The 25,479-nt window shown below is 38.9% G+C and carries 10 protein-coding genes; all 10 read left to right on the top strand.

Going from position 1 to position 25,479, the window contains the following annotated elements; all coding sequences use genetic code 11:
- Positions 1-20: 20 nt before the first annotated feature.
- The gene (locus tag EFY79_RS16480) at positions 21-2,441 is read left to right on the top strand and encodes an FtsX-like permease family protein (RefSeq protein ID WP_123121826.1); all 2,421 of its coding nucleotides are present in this window, start codon (positions 21-23) and stop codon (positions 2,439-2,441) included.
- Between the two features lie 211 nt (positions 2,442-2,652).
- A complete protein-coding gene (locus EFY79_RS16475; protein ID WP_233578040.1) occupies positions 2,653-5,010 on the top strand; it encodes an ABC transporter permease in 2,358 nt (785 codons plus the stop codon).
- A gap of 119 nt (positions 5,011-5,129) precedes the next feature.
- On the top strand, positions 5,130-7,517 hold the full coding sequence (locus EFY79_RS16470; RefSeq protein WP_123121824.1) for an ABC transporter permease: 2,388 nt from the start codon (positions 5,130-5,132) through the stop codon (positions 7,515-7,517).
- A gap of 157 nt (positions 7,518-7,674) precedes the next feature.
- On the top strand, positions 7,675-10,044 hold the full coding sequence (locus EFY79_RS16465) for an ABC transporter permease (protein WP_123121823.1): 2,370 nt from the start codon (positions 7,675-7,677) through the stop codon (positions 10,042-10,044).
- A 188-nt stretch (positions 10,045-10,232) separates the two neighbouring features.
- On the top strand, positions 10,233-12,629 hold the full coding sequence (locus EFY79_RS16460; RefSeq protein ID WP_123121822.1) for an ABC transporter permease: 2,397 nt from the start codon (positions 10,233-10,235) through the stop codon (positions 12,627-12,629).
- Positions 12,630-12,859: 230 nt separating this feature from the next.
- Complete coding sequence (locus EFY79_RS16455; RefSeq protein WP_123121821.1) at positions 12,860-15,241, top strand: ABC transporter permease; 2,382 nt, start codon at positions 12,860-12,862, stop codon at positions 15,239-15,241.
- A gap of 107 nt (positions 15,242-15,348) precedes the next feature.
- Positions 15,349-17,733, top strand: coding sequence for an ABC transporter permease (locus EFY79_RS16450; protein WP_123121820.1), 2,385 nt, complete (start codon positions 15,349-15,351; stop codon positions 17,731-17,733).
- A 111-nt stretch (positions 17,734-17,844) separates the two neighbouring features.
- The gene (locus tag EFY79_RS16445) at positions 17,845-20,241 is read left to right on the top strand and encodes an ABC transporter permease (RefSeq protein ID WP_123121819.1); all 2,397 of its coding nucleotides are present in this window, start codon (positions 17,845-17,847) and stop codon (positions 20,239-20,241) included.
- Between the two features lie 166 nt (positions 20,242-20,407).
- Positions 20,408-22,813, top strand: a complete 2,406-nt coding sequence (locus tag EFY79_RS16440; protein ID WP_123121818.1) for an ABC transporter permease — start codon at positions 20,408-20,410, stop codon at positions 22,811-22,813.
- Between the two features lie 182 nt (positions 22,814-22,995).
- On the top strand, positions 22,996-25,410 hold the full coding sequence (locus EFY79_RS16435; RefSeq protein ID WP_123121817.1) for an ABC transporter permease: 2,415 nt from the start codon (positions 22,996-22,998) through the stop codon (positions 25,408-25,410).
- Positions 25,411-25,479: the final 69 nt, after the last annotated feature.

The raw sequence follows: 25,479 nt of genomic DNA, 5'->3' as shown, positions 1-25,479 counted from the left end.
GTAAAAATAAAAGAACAGGTATGTTTAGAAATTATTTTCTACTCGCTTTTCGGAACATGCGCAAAAACAAGTTGCATGCTTTTATTAATATTTTAGGAATGACGGTTGCTTTTTCCTGCAGCATCTTCATTAGCCTCATGCTCTACCGCCACTTTACTTATGACAGTTTCCAATTGAACAAGAACAAAATTTACAAAATTTATAATTACCAGATTGGGCCGAATGGCGAGGAAACCGGCACTTCTATGCCCTATCCGCTTACAGCAGCATTGAAAGCAGAGGATATGGGCATTGCCCGCACAACAAGCATTCTGCCCTCCGGGCGCCTTGTCCGCTACCAGGATAAAACATTGGATATGCCCACCACGCTTGTGGATCCGGATTTTTTAAAAATGTTTACTTTCCCTGTCATACAGGGCAATGCGACGAATCCTTTAGGAAGCGTAAGCAATACAGTGCTTACAAAAACTACTTCAGAAAAATTATTTGGCAATGAAGATCCGATAGGGAAATCAATAGAAGTAAAGCTTGATGGAAACTGGTATAAACTGGTAGTTAGCGCGGTGGTAAAAGATTTTCCGGAAAACTCCACTATACAGTTTTCACTGCTGGCAAGAACAGAATTATTTCCTCAGTATCCGCAATTGCGAAACTTTTGGGATAGCCGCAACCACCCGGTGTATGTGGAATTGGCCGATGCAACTTCACGTCAGCAACTTGAAAGGCGGTTAAGAAGTTTTGTAAATAAATACACGCCAACTGATCCGGCGCAGGCGCAAAAAGACGGATACAGGCCAGATAATAATGGCGATTACTACAGTCTCCGGCTTCTCCCTTTTTCAGAAGAACATTTTAATCCGCAATTAGGAAGCGGCGGCACGGTAAGCAAGCCATTTTTGTATGTTCTTATGCTTATCTGTGGGGTTATTATATTAATCGCTTCTTTCAATTTCGTAAATCTTAATATTGGTTTGTCATTCACCCGCACTAAGGAAATCGGCATCCGAAAATGTCTTGGCGCAGGCAAAAAACAAATTTGGCTGCAGGTATGGGGTGAAAGCTTTTTTATGGTGCTGATTTCAATGCTGATGGCAATTGGCGTGGTGAGTATGCTTATCGGGGGCTTCAACCAGGTATTCAATGCGAAAATGACAACAGACGCTTTATCAGAACCTTCATTGATATTTGTCCTGGTCGCCTTGATTCTTATCGTTTCCTTTATCGCATCGGGCTATCCTTCTTCAGTGATGTCAAAACTCAAAACAGTGGAAATACTGAAGGGAAAGATCACGGTAAAAAAACCGGGGGCATTAAGAAATGCGTTAATAGTAACCCAATTTGCAATAGCTATTATACTGCTGTGCAGCACGGTTATCATTTTTCAACAGTTTGATTATCTGCGATCAGCGCCACTGGGCTATAATACGCAATCTATTATAAGCATTCCTTTAAAAAATGATGATAAAGGAAAGCAAATCGTATCGCAGCTTCGCAATCAGCTTTCTTCTCAATCCTCCGTTATTTCTGTTACAGGCAGCGATGTAAACCTTGGTGTAGGCGAAGACCGCACTACTACTACCTCTGTAATTTGCTTTACCTACGGCGACAAAAATATTTGTGGCCAGTTTATTAATGTGGGATTTGATTATTTAAAAACGTTAAGCATCAGCCCTGTTGCAGGCCGTGATTTTTCTATGGAATACGCTGCAGATACCAGCGCCCAGGTAATAGCAACAGAAAGCTACGCAGCTCAATTCGGGAAGAAAGAAGTGGCAGGATTTACTTATTATGCCGATAGCACCCAGCCGCCAATAAAAATTGTGGGCGTTATACCAGACATTCAAATTAAATCATTGGGTGCTCAGCAAAAACCTGTAGTCATTTATTTAAACCATGGCAACCGGATGGGTTATGCATTTATCAGGGTGGCCACTTCCAATCCTGTTGCTACAATGGATATGGTTAAGAAAGTATATGCAGGCATCGAACCCGGCGTAGTATTTAACGGATCATATGTAAACGAAAATATAGACCGCTTGTATAAAGAAGAACATATGATGGCAACCCTGTTTACCATTGCAGCCACCATTGCTATTATTCTTTCCTGCATGGGCTTATTTGGAATAGCATCAATAGTGATAAGGCAACGCGTAAAAGAAATCGGAGTACGGAAAGTATTGGGCGCCTCTGTCAGCAAGATATTGGCCATGGTGAGTAAAGAATTTGTGAAGCCCGTATTAATTGCATTATTGATAGCAGTTCCGCTTTGCTGGTGGCTGATGCATACCTGGCTTCAACATTACGCTTATCGCATCACTATTCAATGGTGGGTATTTATAGCAGCCGGCCTTGCGGCAATTTTAATCACATTGGGTACGATAAGTTTCCAATCTATTAAAGCAGCGACTGCTAACCCTGTGGAAAGTTTGAGAAGTGAGTGACGCCGAGTGATGACTGATGAATTATGAGTGATGAATTATGAGTGATGAGAGGGGAATAGAAATATCAACTATCTGTTGGTTTACTGGCAGAAAGCAATTATCAAAAAAAAATAAATGCAGATTCAATTAAAAACTTTTTTCGATTCAGTACTAATAAACTAATAACTAAGAGCACATGTTCAAAAACTATTTTAAAATAGCCTGGCGGAATTTGCAGCGTAATAAGGTGTATTCCTTTATCAATATTGCCGGATTAAGCCTTGGACTTGCTGCAGCCATGCTAATCATTCTGTATGTGAAAGATGAAGTGAGCTACGATCGCTTCCAGAAAAATATCGCTAATATCTATCGCATCACTTTTACGATGTTTAATAAAGATGGAGGTATTGAACACAGGGATGGAATTACCGGCTATTTTCAGGGACCAAGATTTACGGCAAATGTTTCGGGTATCCAATCTTTTGTAAGAATTCAAAGCGGCGGCATTGATATTAAAAAAGGAACGGATATAAATTCAGAAGATATGCTGAAGGCAGATTCATCTTTTTTTTCAGTTTTTTCATTTCCATTGTTAAGCGGTAATCCAAAAACATGCTTATCTAATCCTTATTCCATCGTAGTTTCAGAAGACGAGGCTAAAAAACAATTCGGAACAACAGATGCGGTTGGTAAGACGATCCTGGTAAAAAATGACAGCACCTTTGTTCCTTACACTGTTACTGCTGTCGCAAAAAGATGTCCGCAAAATTCTTCTGTTAAATTCAACATTTTGCTTCCGCTCCGCCCTTCGGCAGATGATATGCAGTCGCAGGAAAACTGGTTCAATTTTTTCCTGAACACATTTGTAGTTCTTGATCCACATGCAAATGTTGCGACAGTAAAAAAACAAATGCAGCAATTTTATGATCGCGATTCCAAAGAAGCGCTAAAGATGATTACTGAGAAATACGGAGCGGTGTTTGGCAAAGCGGAGTATGGGCTACAACCTATGGCTGCCATGCATTTAAGTAAAGATTTTCCGCCGAACACAGGCCTTGCAGATGCAAGTAATCCTGTATATTCTTACATTCTTTCCGGAATTGCGTTATTCATTTTATTAATCGCCTGCATCAATTTTGTAAACCTGACTGTTGCCCGTTCATTGAAGCGCGCAAAAGAAATTGGCATCAGAAAAGTAGTGGGCGGCAACAGGAAGCAATTGATGATCCAGTTTCTTAGCGAATCATTCATTTTATGTTTCATTGCTTTTGTGATGGCATTGGGCATTGTGAAGGTGGTGCTGCCTGTGTTCAACGATCTTTCTAACAAAGCCCTTGCGCTTTCGTATCTTTTTGATGCAAGACTGATTGCATTTTATATCGTTCTTTTTATAGTTACCAGTTTGCTTGCCGGTTTTTATCCTGCAATAATTTTGTCCGGCTTCAATCCGGTGCAAACGCTTTACAGCCGTTTTACTTTATCCGGTAAAAATTATTTACAGAAAAGTTTGGTGGTGCTTCAATTTGCACTTGCTTCATTTTTGATTTGTGCTACTATCATTATTTATTTACAGTTTAATTTTTTGACTACAGAAAAATTAGGATATGACGACAGCAATCTTGTATTGGTCAATAAAGATCTGAAACGCGACGAAGCAAAATTATTCACAGAGCAGCTAATGAAGGATCCTGACATTATTGGTGTAGCCCCCAAGAATGGCGGCTATTGGGGCACACGCGCAAAAGTAAATGGTGATTCAACTATTGATTTTGCCTATGAAACAATTGATGAAACATACCTGCCTTTATTAAAAATTCCCCTTGTTGCCGGAAGAAATTTTTCACGGGATTTCCCATCTGACTCTTCAAATTCTGTTTTGGTAAACGAGGCTTTTGTCAAACAGGCAGGATGGAAAAATCCGCTGGGACAGGAAGTAAATTTCTGGTATAAAAATAAAAAATACAACGTTATCGGAGTAGTGAAGGATTATCATTTTGAGGCGTTAAGCAAAAAGATCGGCCCGCAATTATTCACCATGGATCCTGGAAATAGTTTTGGAATGGCCAACATCAAAATACGCCCGAAAACCGCCGGTTCTTCACTTGCTTATATTCAAAAAACATTTAAAAATTTATTTCCGTTATCGCCTTACTCCTACACTTTTAAGCAGGATGAAAACAGTAAGAATTATGAAGCTGAAGCAAAATGGAAACAGATAATGTTGTTTAGCGCGATCCTCACGATTTTTATTTCCTGCATCGGATTGTTTGGATTATCAGTTCTTTCCGCAGAAAAAAGAACCAAAGAGATTGGGATCAGAAAAGTATTAGGTGCATCGGTCAGCAATATTATCACCACCTTGTCTTCAGACTTTTTAATACTGGTGTTAGTATCCATGCTGGTAGCGATTCCTGCCGCCTGGATTGCGGCTGCAAAATGGCTGGAGCATTACCCCTACCGGATTTCATTAAGTTGGTGGATGTTTTCCAGCGCAGCAATACTCGTAATCTTTATTGCTTTGGCAACGGTCAGTTTCCAGGCAATCAAAGCGGCAATAGCCAACCCGGTGGCGAGCTTGCGAACGGAATAATTAGGTAATGTAATAATGGGCCAAGGCCAGGCTGCGGGTTTAAGTAAAAAAGAAAATAAGAATCCAGGTTATTTGTTGGTTCACTATCATATAACAGTTATGCATAAACGAAAATAGAAATGATTGAAAACTATTTCAAATCCGCATGGCGAAATCTCACACGAAACAAGGTTTATTCTTTTATAAACATTGCTGGTTTAAGCCTTGGCCTGGCTTGTGCCATGTTGATTATGTTGTACGTAAAAGACGAAGTAAGCTTTGACAGATTTCATAAAAATGTAAACAACATTTACCGTGTTGCCAGAAAATTAAAGGGTGAGGGTATATCTGGCACCACAGGTTTTTTGCAGGGACCGAGGTTTACCCAAAATGTTCCCGGCATAAAATCTTTTGTTCGTGTGCAGGGCGGTTCTGAAGACATAAAAAAGGAAACCGGAGTGCAGGAGCAAGGAGTGTTGCATGTTGACTCGAATTTCTTTTCTGTACTTACATTCCCTTTATTATCAGGAAACCCTCAAACCTGTTTAACAGAACCTCATTCAATTGTATTGAGCGAAGATGCCGCAAAAAAATATTTTGCTACAACTGATGCTGTCGGCAAGGTATTAACGTTAAAAGAAGATACCAGCTTTGTTCCTTACAAAGTAACGGCTGTTGCAAAACGTTGCCCGCAAAATTCTTCCGTACAATTTGATGCCCTGCTGCCTTTTAAAGAATCTGATGCAGATGCAAAGGACACCCATAACTGGTTTAATTCTTTCCTGAACACATTTGTAGTATTGGATGACAAAGCAGCCCTGCAAACAGTGGAAAAACAAATGCAAAAGTTTTATGTTGCAGATGCGAAACAGACTTTTTATGAAATGCTGAAAATTGATGGTGTGAACCCTGATGATATTTCTATGGGCACCTATTTTTTGCAACCGTATCTTGACATGCATTTGAACACGGAACTGCCTGTAAACAACGGTCTCACTAACGCAAGCAATCCGATGTATTCATATTTACTTTCGGGCATCGCATTGTTTGTGTTATTAATTGCGTGCATCAATTTTGTGAACCTCACTATTGCACGTTCCGTTAGAAGAGCCAAAGAAGTTGGTATTCGCAAAGTGATTGGCGGAGAAAGAAAACAACTCATCACGCAATTTCTCGGCGAATCCTTTTTCTTATGCACTATTGCTTTTGTATTTGCGGTTGTGTTAGCTCAGTTGTTGTTGCCTTTGTTTAATAATCTTGCCAATAAAGCTTTATCAATTTCTTTTTTGTTCGATGTAAAATTGATTGCAGGTTATATTGCTTTGTATATTATGACAGGCTTGCTTGCAGGCTTTTATCCTGCATTGGTTTTATCGGGCTATAATCCTGTGCAAACTTTATATGGTCGTTTTCAGATAGCAGGGAAAAATTACCTGCAAAAATCTTTGGTGGTATTGCAATTCACACTGGCATCGTTTTTAATTATTGCCACATTTATAATTTATGACCAGTTTAATTTTTTAACTAAAACAGATTTGGGATATGATGACAATAATCTTGTTATAGTAAATAAAAACGGGCTAACACATACCGATGCTGCTGTTTTTAAAAACGAATTGCTCAAGAACCCAAACATTGTTGGCGTTAGTGTAAAGAATGCCGGCGAACGGGGCACTGGTACAAAAAATAAGGTTGGTTCTACCGTGTACTTTGCTGATGAAACTGTTGATGAAAATTATTTGCCTTTATTAAAAATTCCATTGGTAGCAGGAAGGAATTTTTCAACAGCATTTCCTACGGATTCTGCACATTCTGTTATCGTGAATGAAAGTTTTGTAAAAGCGGCAAACTGGAAAAACCCGGTTGGTGAAACCATAAACATTTTAGGAAGCAGTAATGAAACATATCGTGTAATTGGTGTGGTAAAAGATTATCATTTTGCATCATTAACCAAAAAAATAACACCGCAGTTATTTAACATGAATGGCTCGTATGGGACTTATTATATCAAGATAAAACCCAACACAGCAACTGAAAGTTTAGCGTGGATACAAAAAACATATCAGCAGCTATATCCCTTCAATCCTTATTCATACACATTCAAAAATGATGAGAACCGGATGCAGTATGCTGATGTTGAAAAATGGAAACAGGTTATCTTATTCAGCGCTATATTAACCATCTTCATTTCCTGCATCGGCTTGTTTGGCTTATCTGTTTTGTCTGCTGAAAAAAGAACAAAAGAAATCGGCATACGCAAAGTGCTTGGCGCCTCTGTTGGAAGCATTGTTAAAAACCTTTCTGCTGATTTTATAAAGCTGGTTGTACTTGCCTTAATCATTGCATCGCCGCTTGCATACATGACAGCAAATAGATGGCTTCGAAACTTTCCATATCGAATCGAGATGAACTGGTGGTTGTTTGCTCTGTCATCAATGTTAGTAATGATGATTGCATTAATAACAATAAGTTTTCAATCAATAAAAACAGCAATGGCCAATCCGGTAAATAGTTTGAGAAGTGAGTAATTAATGTGGTGATTAGCTAATGTGCTGATGCGCTAATGGGAAATGGCAGCGGTCGGTACCGACGGTCAGAACGGGGTTTAAGTAAAAAAGAAAATAGGAATTCAGGTTATTTATTGGTTTGCTATCATATAACGGTCACTCATAAACGAAAATAAAAATGTTGAAGAATTATTTCAAAACTGCCTGGAGAAATATCATAAGAACTATTGGTTATAGTTCACTAAATATTTTCGGCCTGGCAATAGGAATGGCGGTGGCTTTGTTGATTGGACTTTGGGTGTATAATCAATATTCGTATGATAAGTTTCTTCCGGAATACCAATCGGTATATCGCGTACAGCGCAACTTTGACAGCAATGGCGACACCCTCACTTTTCAAACCACTTCATTAAAACTAGCCGATGCATTGCGCACTCAAATTCCCGAAATAGAATATGTAGCTGAAAGCGACTGGACAGGCAGTCATGGATTGAACGTGGGTGAAAAGAAATTATATGTGAAAGGCGCCATTTCCGGATCAGGTATTTTTAAAATTTTTCAATATACTTTTCTTCAGGGAAATGCAAACAGTGCATTTAAAGAACCTTATTCCATTGTGCTTACGCAGTCTTTGGCAAAATCACTTTTCGGAAACGAAGATCCCATGAGTAAAACCGTGCGGTTTGATAATACGCATGATTTGAAGGTGACCGGCATTATAAAAGATGTGCCCCGAAATGCGACTTTTAGTTTTAACTACGTGGTTCCGTCGTCTTATGTATATACCACTAATCCTTCAATAAAAGCTGATGGACTAAGCAGTTTCAGCAATAACAATCTCCAGATTTTTGTAAAACTGAAACCAGGTATTTCCTATGCACAAGTCGCTCCGAAAATCAGGAATATCGAACACACAGAAAAAGGAAATATCAACGCCATGAGTTCTTATGTCACGCTGCAACCTATGACGCGGTGGCATTTGTATTCGAATTATGTGAATGGAAAAGACACCGCCGGTTTCCTTGTGTACGTAAAAATGTTTTCCATTATTGGCTTGTTGGTCTTGATCATTGCATGTATCAATTTTATTAATCTCACTACTGCGCGCTCAGAAAAAAGAGCGAAGGAAGTGGGCGTCAGAAAATCGATCGGTTCGCAAAGAAAAGACCTCGTGCTACAATTTTTGATGGAAGCCTTTTTGCTCACGTCTATTGCATTTGTCTTTGCTGTATTGCTCGCCTGGGCAATACTGCCCTGGTTCAATACCTTAACTAAAGGTAATATCATCATTCCCTTTGCCAATAGGTATTTCTGGATGCTAATGGCTGGATCTCTAATAACAATAGCTTTGCTTGCGGGAAGCCGGCCTGCGTTTTATCTTTCGTCATTCAATCCCGCGACAGTTTTAAAGGGCTCGGTGCACACAGGCAAATCTTCTTTCTCAAGAAAAATATTGGTGGTAGTACAATTCAGTTGTTCCATTGCTTTAATTATAAGCACCGTTATTATTTACCGGCAAATTCAATACGCCAAAAGCAGGCCTACCGGTTATAACTTAAACAGGTTGTTATCAACCAATATGAATGCTGACCTGGAAAAGAATTTTACTGCACTAAAGAATGAATTAAAGGCAAAAGGAATTGTCTCTTCCGTCACCACCGCAACAAGCCCTGCTACAGACGTGTGGTGGCATTCAGACGTGGACCAATGGCCGGGCAAAAACCCTGGCGAAACGGTGGAAATGGGAACAATCATCGTATCTGGTGATTATTTTAAAACGGTGGGTATGAGCATTTCCAACGGAAGAGATTTTTCCAATGCGTATGATAGTACCAGCGTTATATTTAATGAAATGGCAATAAAAAGACTGCGCTTAAAAAATCCTGTCGGGCAAAGGATAAACTGGCAGGGCAAGGAACTTACCATTGCCGGAGTTGTGAAAGATGCATTGATGATATCGCCGTTCAAGGCCGCTGATCCAACTATGTTTTTATGCGCTCCCAATCCACAGAACAACTTGCTATACAGGCTGTCACCGCATATAAAAACGCAGGATGCCATTACACAACTTACGAACATTTTTAATAAATATGAACCCGCTTATCCTTATGACTATTCTTTTTCAGATGCCACTTATGCTTCGAAATTTAATCTTGAAATATTGATCGAAAAACTGGCAGGTGTATTTGCAGCCCTGGCTATTTTTATTTCATGCCTCGGGTTGTTTGGGCTCGCTGCCTACGTTGCCGAGCAGCGTACGAAAGAAATTGGTATCCGCAAGGTATTGGGCGCTTCAGTACACCAAATCTGGCTGTTGCTGTCCAAAGATTTTATTGTGCTGGTTTTAATAAGTTGCCTGATTGCGGCACCCATTTCATTTTATTTTTTGCATAACTGGCTAATGAATTATGACTATCGTATCAATATTGGCATGGGCGTTTTTGTGCTCGGTGGACTAATTGCATTAATGATAACAATTATCACCGTTAGCTTCCAGGCCATAAAAGCTGCGATTGCCAATCCTGTGGAGAGTCTGAGAAGTGAATGATTAATTAGCTAATTAGCTGATGTGCTGATTAGCTAATGTGAAAATTCGAAAATGGAAAAATGGAAAATTGTAGCGGTCGGTACCGAAGGTCAGACCCGGTTAGATGAAAGAGAAAATAAGAATTCAGTTTATTTATTGATTTACTATCATAACATCCATATAACAGTCACTCATAAACGAAAACAAAATTGATAAAAAATTATTTCAAGACGGCATGGAGAAATCTTTTAAGGCAAAGGAGCAACTCCTTCATCAATATTGCAGGATTAGTAGTTGGTTTCGCCGCTTTTCTTTTAATATTCCTGGTGATACAATACGAGCAAAGCTTTGATAATTTTCACCCGGATAAAAACAACATTTATCGTGTGGTACGCATCGGAAAAAATGTGGTCAACCGCGAATACAGGGCGGGCGTACCTTTTCCCGTACCTTCTACATTGCGAACCGACTTTCCGCAGCTGGCGAATGCCGCTGCGATTTCCGCCGATAACAATGTACAGGTGGACATAACGGCACCGGATGGTTCTATAAAGAAAAAATTTAAAGAAACATATGTTTTTACTGCAGAACCGCAGTTTTTTAAAATGTTTAATTTCCCTTTAGCCACCGGCAATATTAATTCGCTCAACGAGCCTAATACTGTTCTGCTAACGAAAGATGTTGCGGCAAAATATTTTGGTGATTGGCAGCAGGCAATGGGCAAAACGATCCGTCTATATGGAAGGGATATAAAGATTGTGGGCATTCTCCATAATCCTCCTTCAAACACCGATTTTCCTCTTAGTGTAGTGGTTTCCTATGTAACACTTACTAATAGTATAGATATGAACGACTGGGGAAGTATTTCGGATGATAATTATTGTTTTGTTCAATTGAATACTGATGATTTGCAAAATCATTTTGATAAATTGCTGGCCGGTTTTACGGCAAGGCACATTACGCCGGTTAATGGCGGCTACGATCTTTCCCTTCAGCCATTAAATGAAATGCATTATGACAAACGCTACGGAAACTTTACCGGCCGCACTTTCAGTAAAGACCTGATTCTTGCATTAAGCCTGATTGCTTTATTCCTACTGATTATTGCCTGTGTTAACTTTATCAATCTTACCACAGCACAAGCGATTAACCGTGCCCGTGAAGTGGGCGTAAGAAAAGTGCTGGGGAGTAGCCGGAGGCAACTGGTATGGCAATTTTTTGGAGAAACCGGTATTACTACTTTTATCGCATTTCTTTTATCGCTTGCAGTTGTTTTGCTGTGCATCCCTTTTGTAAATAACCTGCTTGACATCAGGTTGTCAACTGTTATTTTATACAACTCCAAATTCATTTTGTTTATGTTATTTTCTTTGGTTGTTGTCACTATTCTTTCAGGATTTTATCCTGCATTGGTGTTGTCGGGGTTTAAATCAATAAATGTCTTGAAAGGGGCTGCGCTCAATCATAATAGCAAAGGGATTTCGCTGAGAAGAGCGCTTGTTGTTTTTCAATTTGTAATTGCACAGGCACTTATCATAGGCACATTGATAGTAGCTGCACAAATGAATTATTTCCGCACGGCTGATTTAGGTTTCAATAAAACCGCTATCATTAACGCAGGCATGCCACGGGATAGCCTGAGCCGCACAAAAACCGGGGTTTTAATCAATGAATTGAATAAAGTTCCGGGTATTGAAAAAATAAGCTTTAGCGCGTTCGCACCGTCTTTCAACGGTGGATGGTTTACAGACTTACGACTTCCTGATAATAATACTAAGAACCCTGATATGATTGTAGCTATGATGCCTGCAGATACCAGTTTCTTTAGCTTATACAATTTGCCACTTGTTGCAGGCCGGAAATATTTTCCATCAGATACCATCCGGGAATTTGTAGTGAATGAAACAGTAGTTAGAAAATTAGGAATTCAAAATCCCCAGGGTGCTATCGGCAAACTGGTGAATGTTAGTGGAAAGATTTGCCCGATAGTTGGTGTAGTTAAAGATTTTCATTCCAATTCACTCAGAGACCCAATCAACCCGATTGTATTAACAACCATTAAAAATGCATACGGGCAGGTTAATATTAAAATAAATATGGGCAAAGCAAAAACGGCTATAGCGGCCATGAAAAATATATGGGATAAAAATTACCCCGATTTTATATTCGAATATACTTTTTTGGATCAAACTATCGCCGGTTATTATAAACAGGAAAACCAGCTTGCGCAGCTCTACAAAATCTTCGCAGGCATCGCCATTTTTATTTCCTGCCTCGGCTTGTACGGCTTGATTTCGTTTATGGGTGTGCAGCGTAAAAAAGAAATCGGCATACGTAAAGTGCTCGGTGCCTCAGTACAGAATATAGTAATTATGTTGCTGAAGGAATTTACTATTCTTATATCAATTGCATTTCTTATCGCGGTGCCGATAGCCATGTATTTTATGCATGAATGGTTGCAGCAATACACATTTCGTATTACAATAGGTTTGTGGTTTTTTGCAATCACCATTATCAGCTCACTGATTATCGCCTGGCTGACGGTCGGACACACTGCCATAAAAGCGGCAATTACCAATCCTGTGAAGAGTTTGAGAAGTGAATGATTAATTAGCTAATTAGCTGATTAGCTAATGTGCTAATTAGCTGATGTGCTAATGTGCTGATGTGCTAATGGAAAAATGTAGCGGTCGGCACCGAAGGTCAGACCGCGGTTTTTGAAAAAAGAAAATAAGAACACCGAAAACAGACCGCGGTTAAATGAAATGGAAAATAAAAAATTCAGGTTATTTGTTGGTTTACTACCATATAACAGTTATACATAAACGAAAATAAAATGATAAAGAATTATTTCAAAACCGCCTGGAGGAATCTTGTAAAAAGCAAAGTCTTTTCATTTATCAATATCATGGGGTTAACCATCGGCATCACCGTATGCATGATGATATTTTTGTTCGTTACGAACGAATTTAGCTTTGATAACTTTCATAAGGATGGCGACCGTATTTACAGGTTAATGCGTGGTTTTGAGAGAGAAGGTAAAATTGCAAATGTTGCTTATGTATCAGGCCCATACGCTCCGGCATTAAAGAATGATTTTGCAGGAGATATTCAAAGTACAGTCCGTGTGAATACCAACGACGATCTCATTAGTATTGATAACCGTTCTTTTCATGAAAAGAAAGTAATTGATGCAGACAGCAACTTTTTCAAATTTTTTACTTTCCCTTTAATAAAAGGAAATCCGGAAAGCGTTTTGCAAAATCTACATAGTGTTGTATTGACAGAAACTACTGCAAAAAAATATTTTGGTAGCGTTGATAATGCGATAGACAAAATAATTGCTGTCGATAAAGATCTTCCGCTTAAAGTAACTGGCATTGCCAAAGATGTTCCTTCCAATTCTCATATTCAGTTTGACCTTGTTATTCCGCTCGAAAATTATAAAGACGCAACGTGGATGACTACTTGGATCAACAATGGGATTTATACTTATGTAAAACTGCAGCCGCATGTGGCTAAATCACAGATTGAAAAACAACTGCCTGCATTTTTGGAAAAATATATGGGCAGCGATATCCGCAAATATGGTTTGTATCATTATCAATTGTCGCTCACTCCGCTGAAAGATGTATATTTTGATGACACAGCTTTAGATGGTATCAAACACGGCGATAAAATGGTAGTATATATTTTTCTATCCGTCGCTGTTTTAATTTTATTGATTGCATGTATCAACTTCATGAATCTTTCTACCATTCGTGCGACGGAACGGTCGAAAGAAGTTGGATTGCGCAAAGTGTTAGGCGCTTTGCGAAATAATCTTGTATGGCAGTTCATTGGCGAATCGGTTTTGCTTACGCTGATTTCATGCGCGTTTGCTGTCGTACTGCTTGTGTTGGCGATGCCATGGTATGATCAAATACTTGGCTATTCATTAACTGTTTCATGGAATACGCTTCCGATATGGATATTTCTGGCCGGTGTTGTAATTGTGGTTGGCTTTTTAGCAGGAAGTTATCCTGCGTTTTTTCTTTCAGCATTTTCCCCGATAAATGCTTTAAAAGGCAAGCTACGCCTTGGTAAAGGCGGTTCTGCTTTCCGGCACGTTTTGGTAGTAGTGCAATTCAGTATCACCGTATTTTTAATTGTATCGACAATCATCATTGCCAAACAAATGAATTATGTAAAAAATAAACAGCTTGGTTATAATAAAGAACAAACCGTAATGGTGCGCATTGATAACAACGACATTTATAAAAACCGCAATGTTTTCAAAAGCCAGTTGCAGAATGAAAGCGCTGTGCAATCAGTATCATTGATGTCCGGCGAACCAGGAGGCTTTTTCGACGGGCAGGTATTTAATGTGGAGGATCATAATGAACGTTGGAATGCAAGAACAGAGTTTGCAGACTTTGAATTTGTAAAAACACTGGGTTTAAAAATTATAGCCGGCAGAGATTTTTCATCGTCCTATCCGACAGATACAACTGATGCGGTTCTCATCAATAAAACGGCTGCAACAAAACTTGGCTGGACTCCGCAACAAGCCGTGGGTAAATGGATAGAAAATACCATTCGTGATACTTCAAAACGGAGGATAATTGGTGTAGTTGCTGATTTCAATTTCCAATCATTAAAAAGTAATATTGAGCCGCTGGTTATTGCTCCAAATCCTGACAGAAGATTAGCGCTGGTAAAACTAAAACCCGGAAATATAAAAGCTGGTGTGGCGCTGGTAGAAAAAGCTTATAAGAACGTAGCTTCAGCCTATCCGTTTGAATATCACTTTTTAGATGAACAATTCGACGATCTCTATAAAAAAGACATCCGCCAGCAAACTATTTTATCGGTGTTCGCCGGTCTTGCCATTTTTGTTGCATGCCTCGGACTCTTTGGTCTGGCTTCGTTCACCACAACAAAGCGGTTCAAAGAAATCGGGGTCAGAAAAGTGTTGGGTTCATCGGTAAAAGGCATTGTATTATTATTATCAAAAGATTTGCTGAAACCCGTTCTGATTGCCACTTGTATTGCATTACCCATCGGATATTGGGCGACAGATAAATGGTTGCAAAATTTTGCTTACAAAACATCTTTAAGCTGGTGGATTTTTGTTATCGCCGCGATCACAACTTTTGGAATTGCTTTCCTTACAGTTTGTTTTAAGGCAGTAAAAGCAGCGATGGCTAATCCGGTTAATAGTTTGAGAAGTGAATGATTAATTAGCTAATGTGATGATTAGCTACTATGCTAATGGAGAAAACAGAAATAATAAGTATTTGTTGGTTCACTATATTATAATGGTCATGCATAAACGAAAACAAAATGTTTAAAAACTTTTTCAAGACAACTATCCGGAGCCTCTGGAAAAATAAAGGCTATAGCTTTTTAAATATTTTTGGATTGGCAATTGGAATCACCTGCGCCGGACTAATTTTTTTGTGGGTGGAAGATGAATTGAGCTTTGATGAGTTTAACGCTAAAAAAGATCAGCTATATTTTATCCGCGAAAACCAAAAATACGATACATATACCGCAACATTTGGCTCTACGCCCGCCCCAATGGCCCCGGAAATCAAGGCAGAAATTCCGGGCATTGCCAACGCCTGCCGCATTAATGGACTGGATACAAAATTGATAACTATTGGCAATAAATCAATGTATGCTGCCGGGAGTTATGTGGATGCTTCGTTGTTCAGCATGTTTACTTTTCCTTTTGTGGAGAGCAATGCAGAGACGGCTTTTAAAGAATTGCACTCAATGGTAATTACCCAATCAACTGCTAAAAAGTTTTTTGGAAATGAAAAAAATGTGATTGGCAAAACTGTGCGTGTTGATAATAAACAGGATTATGTTATAACGGGTGTTATCAAAGATATTCCTAAAAACTCAACTGTTCAGTTTGAATGGGCTTCGCCTTTCCAGGTTTGGTATGATGAAAATAAATTCTGGGCAAAAGAATGGGGCAATAACGACCTTTCAACTTATGTTGAGCTAAAGCCCAATGTTAGCGCCGCTTCGGTAAATAAAGTTCTTTATGATTTTATACAGAAACGCGAACCAAAATCTATTGCCCGGCCTTTTTTATGGAGCGCGCACAACTGGCATCTGCGGGATGAATTTGATGACGGCGTGCAAACAGGTGGCGGAAGAATAACTTATGTCCATCTCTTTTCTGTTATCGCATGGATTATTTTATTAATTGCCTGCATCAACTTTATGAATCTTGCAACAGCAAGAAGTGAAAAGCGTGCGCGGGAAGTGGGCGTTAGAAAAGTGCTGGGTTCAGGGAAAAGAATGCTCATCTTCCAGTTTATGGGTGAAGCTCTTTTTATGGCGTTATTATCTGCAACGCTTGCTGTGGTTATTATGATGCTTTTATTGCCTGCGTTTAATTTGCTGGTTCAGAAAAATCTTGCGCTGGGATTAAACAAGCCGCTGCACATTATAGCATTACTTGCCATCACTCTAATATGCGGATTGTTTGCCGGCAGTTATCCATCGTTGTATTTATCATCCTTCAACCCGGTATTTGTTTTAAAAGGAATGAAGATGAAAGGCAGCAGCGCCGCCATCATACGAAAGGGGCTGGTGATCGTACAGTTCAGTATTTCCATCATTCTTATCATCAGTACCATCATTATTTATCAGCAAATACAACACGTAAAAAACAGGAATCTTGGCTTTAATAAAAACAATCTTTTGCAGGTGGATATGAACAGGGAAATGACAAAAAACTATGAAGCCGTTCGCCAGGATTTATTGAATACCGGATCCATTGAAAACCTTGCTATTTCCAATTATAATACTTTATACAACGGCAATAACACTGGTGGTTTGGTTTGGGAAGGAAAAAAATCCAACAACCAGGTGTTAATTTCTATGCGTTATGTATCGCCGGGTTATATGAAAACATCAGGCATAAAAATTTTAGAAGGAAGAGACCTGGTGGAAACAGATAGTGTACAGTCAAAAAGGATAAATGTTTTAATCACACAATCCTTAGAAAAATTAATGGGCAGCAACAGCGCTGTGGGGAAAACATTGCATTGGGATGGCGATACGAGCGGCACCGTTTTAAATGTTGTAGGCGTTGTAAATGATTATGTGTATGGCGACATGTATGGGAAGCCCGATCCTGTCATGTTTTTTTCGGTGAACATACCTGATGCATCCAACATATATGTGCGGTTAAAACCAAACGCCAACGTAGAAAAGGCCATACAGCAAATTGCAACCGTATTAAAAAAAGACAATCCCTCCTACCCTTTTACATATCACTTTGTCGACGACCAGTTTAGCCAGATGTTTCAGAATGAACAATTGATAAGCAAGCTTTCGCGGGTATTTGCCATGTTGGCTATTATCATTTCCTGTTTGGGTTTATTTGGGTTAGCAGTTTATACGGCAGAACGCAGAGTAAAAGAAATAGGCGTAAGAAAAGTGTTGGGCGCCAGCATAACCAACATCACCACATTATTATCGAAGGATTTTTTACTATTGGTATTTATTTCATGCCTCGTCGCATTTCCACTCGCATGGTGGATCATGCACAACTGGTTGCAGAATTATCAATACCGGATTGAAATAAGCTGGTGGATATTTGTGGTTGCAGGTATTACTGCTTTATTGATCGCTTTGCTGACGATCAGTTTTCAATCTATAAAAGCGGCAATAGCGAATCCTGTAAAGAGTTTGAGAAGTGAATGAATAGCTAATTAGCTGATTAGGTAATTAAGAAAACAAGAATTGGAATTCTTTGTTGGCCTGCTGCCGGTAGACAGGTTTATTAGATAACGATCATGAATAAAAGGAAATAAAATGTTTAAAATTCATTTCAAGACCGCATGGAGAAGTATATTTCGAAACAAAATGTACAGTATCATAAATGTGTTTGGCATTGCCATTGGTATTGCTGCATTTTGGCTGATCTTTTTATTTGTTGCCGATGAATTAAGTTTCGACCGTTACAATCAAAATGCAGATAGAATTGTCCGTGTGGTACAACATTCAAAATGGAATGGGAATGATCTGCACCAGGCTACGACTTCAGCTCCATTTGCCGGCGCATTAAAAGAAGCTTTCCCGGAAATTGAAGACGCAGTGCGTATTGATCCGGAAGGTGGCGGTGTTATAACTTATAACGGTAAAAAAATAAAACAGAACGATATTGTATTTGCAGACAACAGCTTATTTAAAATATTCTCTTATCATTTTTTGTATGGCTCAGCAAAAGATGCGTTGCAAAAACCTCAAACGATTGTTATAACCGAAAGTTTAGCCAATAAGCTTTTTGGTTCTCCAGAGAAGGCTATAAACCAAACCGTTTATTTTGATAATGATTATCCTAACAAGGTTACAGGTATTATAAAAGACATTCCGACGAATTCCCATCTTCGTTTTAGTGCGGTACGTTCCGTTGCAAACGGCCTTGACGCTGACGGATGGCAAAACTTTCATGTGTACACTTATTTATTATTAAAAAAAGGCACAGATTTTAGTGCGTTTGAAAATAAACTTTGCCGGTTTGCGCAGCAGAATATTCAAAAACTGATCAAGGTAAATGATTATAAGCTGGAGTTACAGCCATTAACTTCAATTCATCTGACATCGAATCTCAGTTATGAATTAAGCAACAACGGCAGCAAGAGCAGTGTATATATTCTTATTGCGATCGGTGCACTTATCTTGATCATTGCCATTATTAATTATGTCAATCTTGCAACAGTACGCTCTTCATCAAGAGTAAAAGAGATAGGCGTCCGTAAAGTAATTGGTTCCGGCAAAATAAATATCGCCGGAATGTTCATAACAGAATCGGTATTGATAACTTGTGTCGCTGCAGTTCTTGCCGTATTTATTGTGCACCTAACGCTCCCGCTGTTTAACCAGCTTACCGGTAAATCTTTAACCATTTGGAATTTTGGAATTGCGACAACGCTTTTTGTGTTGCTGCTATTCTCAATTGTTACAGGTGCAATTGCAGGGGTTTATCCCTCAATATTCCTTGCTAATTTCAAAACTATTCCCGCATTGAAAGGGCAAACCGGCTTCAGAAATTCAGGCATAATATTTCGTAAATCATTGGTGATATTTCAGTTTGCCGTCAGCGTAGTATTGATCTTCAGTTCTATCGTTATTTACCAGCAATTGCAATATGTTTCGAATAGTAACCTTGGCTTTAATAAAGACCAGGTGATTACTTTCCATATTGATAACAGGAATGTACGAAATCAAATACCCGCCATAAAAAACCGGCTGCTTCAAAGTTCGGCGATACAAGGCGTTGCATCGGCAGGAAATCCCATTGGAAATAATGACCTTGGCGGGATGGGGTACAGGTTTGAAGAAAAGGACGGAAGCTTTTCAACTGCTACTACCATGGCAGAGGAACTTATGATTGACCCTGATTATATCCCGACGATGGATATAAAAATGCTGGAAGGAAGAAATTTTTCAGATTCAATACAATCTGATAAATATGGATCGGCATTAATCAATGAAACACTAATGAAAAAGTTAGGTTGGAAACGTGCTATTGGTAAGCATCTGCAATTCAAGGTTGAGGATACGGTTACTTTAGAGAGAACTATTGTCGGTGTTGTGAAAGATTTTCATACTTATTCATTACAGCATAAAGTGGAGCCATTGGTAATGGTTATGCCCGCCACATCAAGTATGCAGGACAACCTGTATGTTAAGTTTGCCGATGGAAAAATATCACAAGGCCTTGCTTACGTCGAAAAAATTTACAAGCAGTTTGATAAAGAGAGCCTGGCGGACTACCATATACTCAGTGAGAATTTTGACAGGCAATACGATACCGAAAAAAAACAGGGTACTATCGCTATGATTTCTACCATACTTGCGGTGTCTATAGCTTGTCTTGGATTATTTGGTTTGGTAGCATTTATTGTTACACAACGTACCAAGGAAATTGGTGTCCGTAAAGTACTTGGCGCAAACGTCATAAACATTGTGCAACTGTTGTCAAAAGATTTTATGTGGTTGGTAGGTATTGCTACAACCATTTCATTACCTGTTTCCCTGTATACGATGAATAAATGGTTGCAAAGCTTTGCTTACCGGATTCATATTCGTTGGTGGATTTTTGTAGTGGTTGCTTTGCTCGCTCTTTTGATAGCTTTAATAACAGTGAGTTTCCAGGCGATCAAAGCAGCGCTTGCAAACCCTGTGAAGAGTTTGAGAAGTGAATGATTGATGTGCTGATTAGATGATGTGCTAATGTGCTAAAGGGAAAATCGTAGCGGTCGGTACCGAAGGTCAGACCGCGTTTGAAATGAAAAAATAAAATAAGAATCCAGGTTATTTGTTGATTCTCTATATGACATCTATATAACAGCCACCCATAAACGAAAATAAATTGTTCAAAAATTATTTCAAAATCGCTGTCCGCCATCTTATAGCGCATAAATTGTTTTCCCTTATCAATATTTTATGCCTTGCCATTGGCATTACGTTTTCAATTATAACCGGCATTTATATCCTGAACCAGGAGGCTGTGAACAGCAATCTTAAAAACCTGGAGAACCAATACATCATTAAAAGCAAATGGAAGACGAGAGATATGGGGCTTGATATTACCACTCTTGGTCCTCTTGCCAAAACTTTGAAAACAGAATATCCAAATTTAGTCGCTGATTATTATCGTTATAATCCTGTCACTAATGTGGTATCTGCCGCCGACAAGCATTTTAAAGAAAATATTGCCATTGGTGATACAACTTTTGTAAGTATGTATGGACTTCCGGTTTTATATGGCAATCCTGAACAAGCTTTTCAAAATAATAATTCCGCTGTCATTACTGAAACTATGGCGCAAAAGCTCTTTGGGCAAAAAGATGTCGTAGGTAAACGGATTTCTGTTCAAACAACTGTGAATAACATAAAGCAGGATTATACAGTATCTGCCGTTTTAAAAGATATTCCCTATAATTCTGTTTTTAACCTTGTCGGTGATGAATATAACGTTTTTGTTCCATCTGTTGGCAATCGCTACTACCAGGGCGGAGATGGCGCAGATAATTGGAACCAATTATTTGAAGCGGGGATGGTTGAATTGCAAAAAGGAATTTTGCCTAAAGATTTAGAAAAACCATTCAAGCAAATCCTCGCGAAATATACACCCGAAACAATACAGCAAAATCTACAGGTAGAACTTGTGCCGGTAAAAACTTATTATTCGGGAAGTAGCCCAGTTCAAAAAATGATTGCCGCACTTTCCGTGGTAGCCATATTTATTTTGCTGATGGCAATCATTAATTTTGTAAATATAAATATTGGCATTTCTTCATACAGGTTAAAAGAGATAGGCCTGCGGAAAGTGTTTGGCGGAGCAAGGAGACAGCTTATCATACAATTTATTACAGAAGCTCTGCTGCTCACTTTCGTTTCAGGAATTCTTTCAATCGCTTTTTATGAACTGCTTCGGCCCACTTTTGAAAATATTTTGGACACCACTTTTTTCCCCTTCTGGAATTTTACTTTTTATCAGTTTTTATTACTCAGCTTGCTTATTCTTTCCGTTGGATTTATTTCAGGAATTTATCCGGCGTTTATTTTAAGCGCTTCCAATGTGTTGCATGCGGTAAAAGGAAAAATTGATTCCGCCAAAGGTGGGCTGGTGCTTCGGAAAATCCTGCTCGTGGTTCAGTTCACTATTGCGATTGTTGTTTTCATAAGTGCGCTGAACGTTTCAAAACAAATTTCTTATGTTTTCAATAAAGACCTTGGATACAACAAAGAGCAATTGATGATTATAAACGCTTTGCCCAAACAATGGGATTCTGCGGGCGTAAAAAGAATGGAAAATATGAAATCGGCTCTGCAACAGCTTTCTGTTGTAAAAGATGCATCGCTATCATTTGAAGTTCCTGATCGGAAGCCACCGAATGCCATTGATTTGTTGCCGGTGGGAAGCAGTAACAATCAGCCGGTTTTTATATCCAATGCTGTAGCGGATAAAGACTATGCAGCTACATTTGGCTTTCATCTCATATCCGGCACTTTTTTTAATCAGCAACAAGCCACTATTTCCGGGCAGGTTGTCTTAAATGAATCCGCAGCAAAAGCGCTTGGCTTTACGAACCAGTCAGCAGTTGGTAAACAAGTGAAATGGCTTTCTGCAAATGTGATGCTTACGGTGAGCGGCGTGGTTAAAGATTTTAATTATTCAAGCCTCCAGCAAAAAATTGAGCCTGTCGCATTTACAAATGTAGAAGATGCTCTAGCATACCGGTTTCTTACGGTGAAATTAAATACATCAAACATGGCTGATGCAATTAACCAGGTAAAAGAAAAATGGAAATCCATATTGCCTGCTTCTCCTTTTGAATACAGCTTTATGGATGACAATTTTCAATCGCTGTATAAATCAGAATTACAATTAAAATCAGCCACTGATATCGCTACTATTTTAAATTTCCTTATTGTATTTATGGGGATATTTGGTGTTGTTGCCTTCACACTGGCAAAGCGAAGTAAAGAAATTGCCGTAAGAAAAGTGCTGGGCGCAGGAGTAAAAAATATTGTTTTTTTATTTATAAAAGAATATGCATTGCTTATTCTTATAGCGAATATAATTGCATGGCCAATCGCTTATTCAATGGTAAATCATTGGCTGCAAAGCTATGCTTACAGGGCAGAGCAAACTATCACGCCTTATTTGTTTGCAGGCGCTTTCGTATTTATAGTGGCTTTTATTTTCATCGGGTTGCAATCCCTCAAAACAGCTTCAGCTAATCCTGTGGAAAGTTTGAGAAGCGAATAATCAGCTAATTAGCTGATGTACTGATTAGCTGATGAAAAACAAGAAACTATGTTATTTATTGGTTTACTGGAAGACGGCAATAATTCAATAATTTAATAATTATTTCTCATGATAAAAAATTATTTCAAAACCGTGTAGTGGATAATCAGAAATCAAAAAATCATAACCCCTAAATCAATTTTATGTTTAAAAATTATTTGAAATCCGCTTTGCGAAACATCAGAAAGAATAAGCTTTTTTCTTTCATCAATATTCTTGGCCTATCGCTTGGCATTGCAACCTTTTTTATGATCATGTTGTATGTGCACGACGAATTGAGCTATGATCGCTTTAATAAAAATGCGGATAATATCGTAAGAGTCGTTTTTCAGGCAAATCTTAACGGCGGCAAAATAAACGAGAGTGTCAGCATGCCGCCAGTTGCACAAACGATGAAAAAAGATTTTCCCGAAGTGCAGGATGCAACGCGGATCCTTGACTTTGGAACACCAAAAATTACTTACAACAATACGGTTTTTAAAGATGACCGTTTCGCCCTGGTTGATCCAAACTTCTTCAGCATCTTCACTTTGCCAATGATAAAAGGCGATGTTAAAACTGCCTTAGCACAGCCGGGTGGGCTTGTGCTTACACAGGAAACTGCAGAAAAATATTTCGGTAAAGAAGATCCGGTTGGAAAAATTATCCAGGTAAAAACAGACAGCAGCCGTGTGTATAAAGTAACCGGCATTATAAAAAATATACCAGCCAATTCACATTTTCATTTTGATGCCTTCGGCTCGATGACAAGCTGGGCTGATGCCAAATCGGATACATGGCTGGCCGGAGGTTATCATACTTATCTTTTATTGAATGCCGGCACAGATTTAAAAAAAATTGAAGCCCGGTTTCCTGCAATGGTTGCCAAATATATGGGCCCGCAAATACAGCAGCAAATGGGCTTGAGTTTGAACGAATTTATAACAAAAGGGAATTCGCTGGGTTTTACATTGCAACCTTTAAAAGACATTCATCTTAATTCATACACCACCACGGAATTTGAGCCCGGCGGCAACACAAATTATGTGTACATTTTTGGAGGGGTTGCTATTTTTATGCTTATCGTGGCCTGCATAAACTTCATCAATCTTTCAACAGCAGGCGCATCAAAAAGAGCAAAAGAAGTGGGCATAAGAAAGGTAGCAGGCTCGGCTAAATATCAACTCGTCAGCCAGTTTTTATCAGAATCAATTCTCATTACATTTTTTGCATTGCTTATTGCATATGCCCTGGTACAATTGGCTCTGCCTGCATTCAACAATATTTCCGGAAAACATTTAACAGTCGATCTAAAGCCTGGTCTTGCTTTTATAGGTTTGGGATTATTGGTTGGCGTTGTTGCTGGCATGTATCCGGCATTTTATCTGTCTTCTTTCAAACCCATTTCAGTACTAAAAGGAAAACTGATAAGCAATCATAAAAGCTTTGGCTTAAGAAGTAGTTTGGTGGTGTTTCAGTTTTTTATTTCAGTTGTATTAATCATCGGAACGCTGGTAGTGTACCGTCAAATGAAGTACATACAAAATAAAGACCTTGGCTACAACAAAGACCAGCTTATTACTATTTCAAATTCTTATGCATTAGGCAAAAATGAGAAAGTATATGAGCAACAAATGCTGCAGGACCCGCGCATCATAAATGCAACTGCGTCATATTACAAACCTGCAGGCCCAAGCAGTTATAATAACGCACTGGCTTACCCGCAGGGAAATGATCATTTAATCGTTAATGGTGTGGAATATCATGTGGATGAAAATTATATTTCCACGTTGGGCATGGAGATGATTAATGGCAGAAATTTTTCCAGGGATTTTGCGACAGACTCAACGGCTATTATTCTGAATGAAACTGCAGCGCGTGCATTAGGATGGAATGATATGACCGCTGTTGGCAAAACTGTGATCCGGCAAAATAGTGACAGAGGAAATAACACAGCTTTTCGTGTGATTGGTGTGGTAAAAAATTTCAATTTTAAATCGCTGCACGAAGCGATCAGTCCTTTATACATGACGTTGCAGCCTGAAGGCGGATTGATCTTTAAAATAAAAACAACTGATGTTGCAGGACTGCTTGCTACCATGAAAAAGAAATGGGATTCATACAATACCGGTGAACCATTTACCTACAGTTTTATGGATGATCTTTTTAATAAACTATATTCTTCAGAGCAAAAAACCGCGGACATCTTAAATATTTTCTCTGTGTTGATTATTCTCGTGGCCTGCCTGGGTTTATTTGGATTGGTAACCTATACTGCAGAACAACGCACCAAGGAAATCGGCATCAGGAAAGTGTTGGGCGCAAGTGTAAGCCAGGTAACACAAATGCTTTCAAAGGAATTTTTAAAATTGGTTTTGATTGCATCAGTCATTGCATTTCCTGTGGCATGGTGGGCGATGAACAAATGGTTGCAAAGCTTTGCCTACCGCACCAATATTTCATGGTGGATTTTTGTTGTGGCGGGTATAGTTGTATTAGCTATTGCGTTGATAACGGTCAGCTTCCAGGCGATAAAAGCCGCGCTGGCCAATCCGGTGAAGAGTTTGAGAAGTGAGTAATGTGCTGATTAGCTAATGTGCTAATTGAGAAAACAAAAATTAGAATTATTTGTTGGCTTACTATCATAT

It is taken from the genome of Hanamia caeni (genome assembly GCF_003721595.1).
GTDB lineage: Bacteria > Bacteroidota > Bacteroidia > Chitinophagales > Chitinophagaceae > Ginsengibacter > Ginsengibacter caeni.
This window is presented reverse-complemented; position numbering and strand designations above follow the sequence as displayed.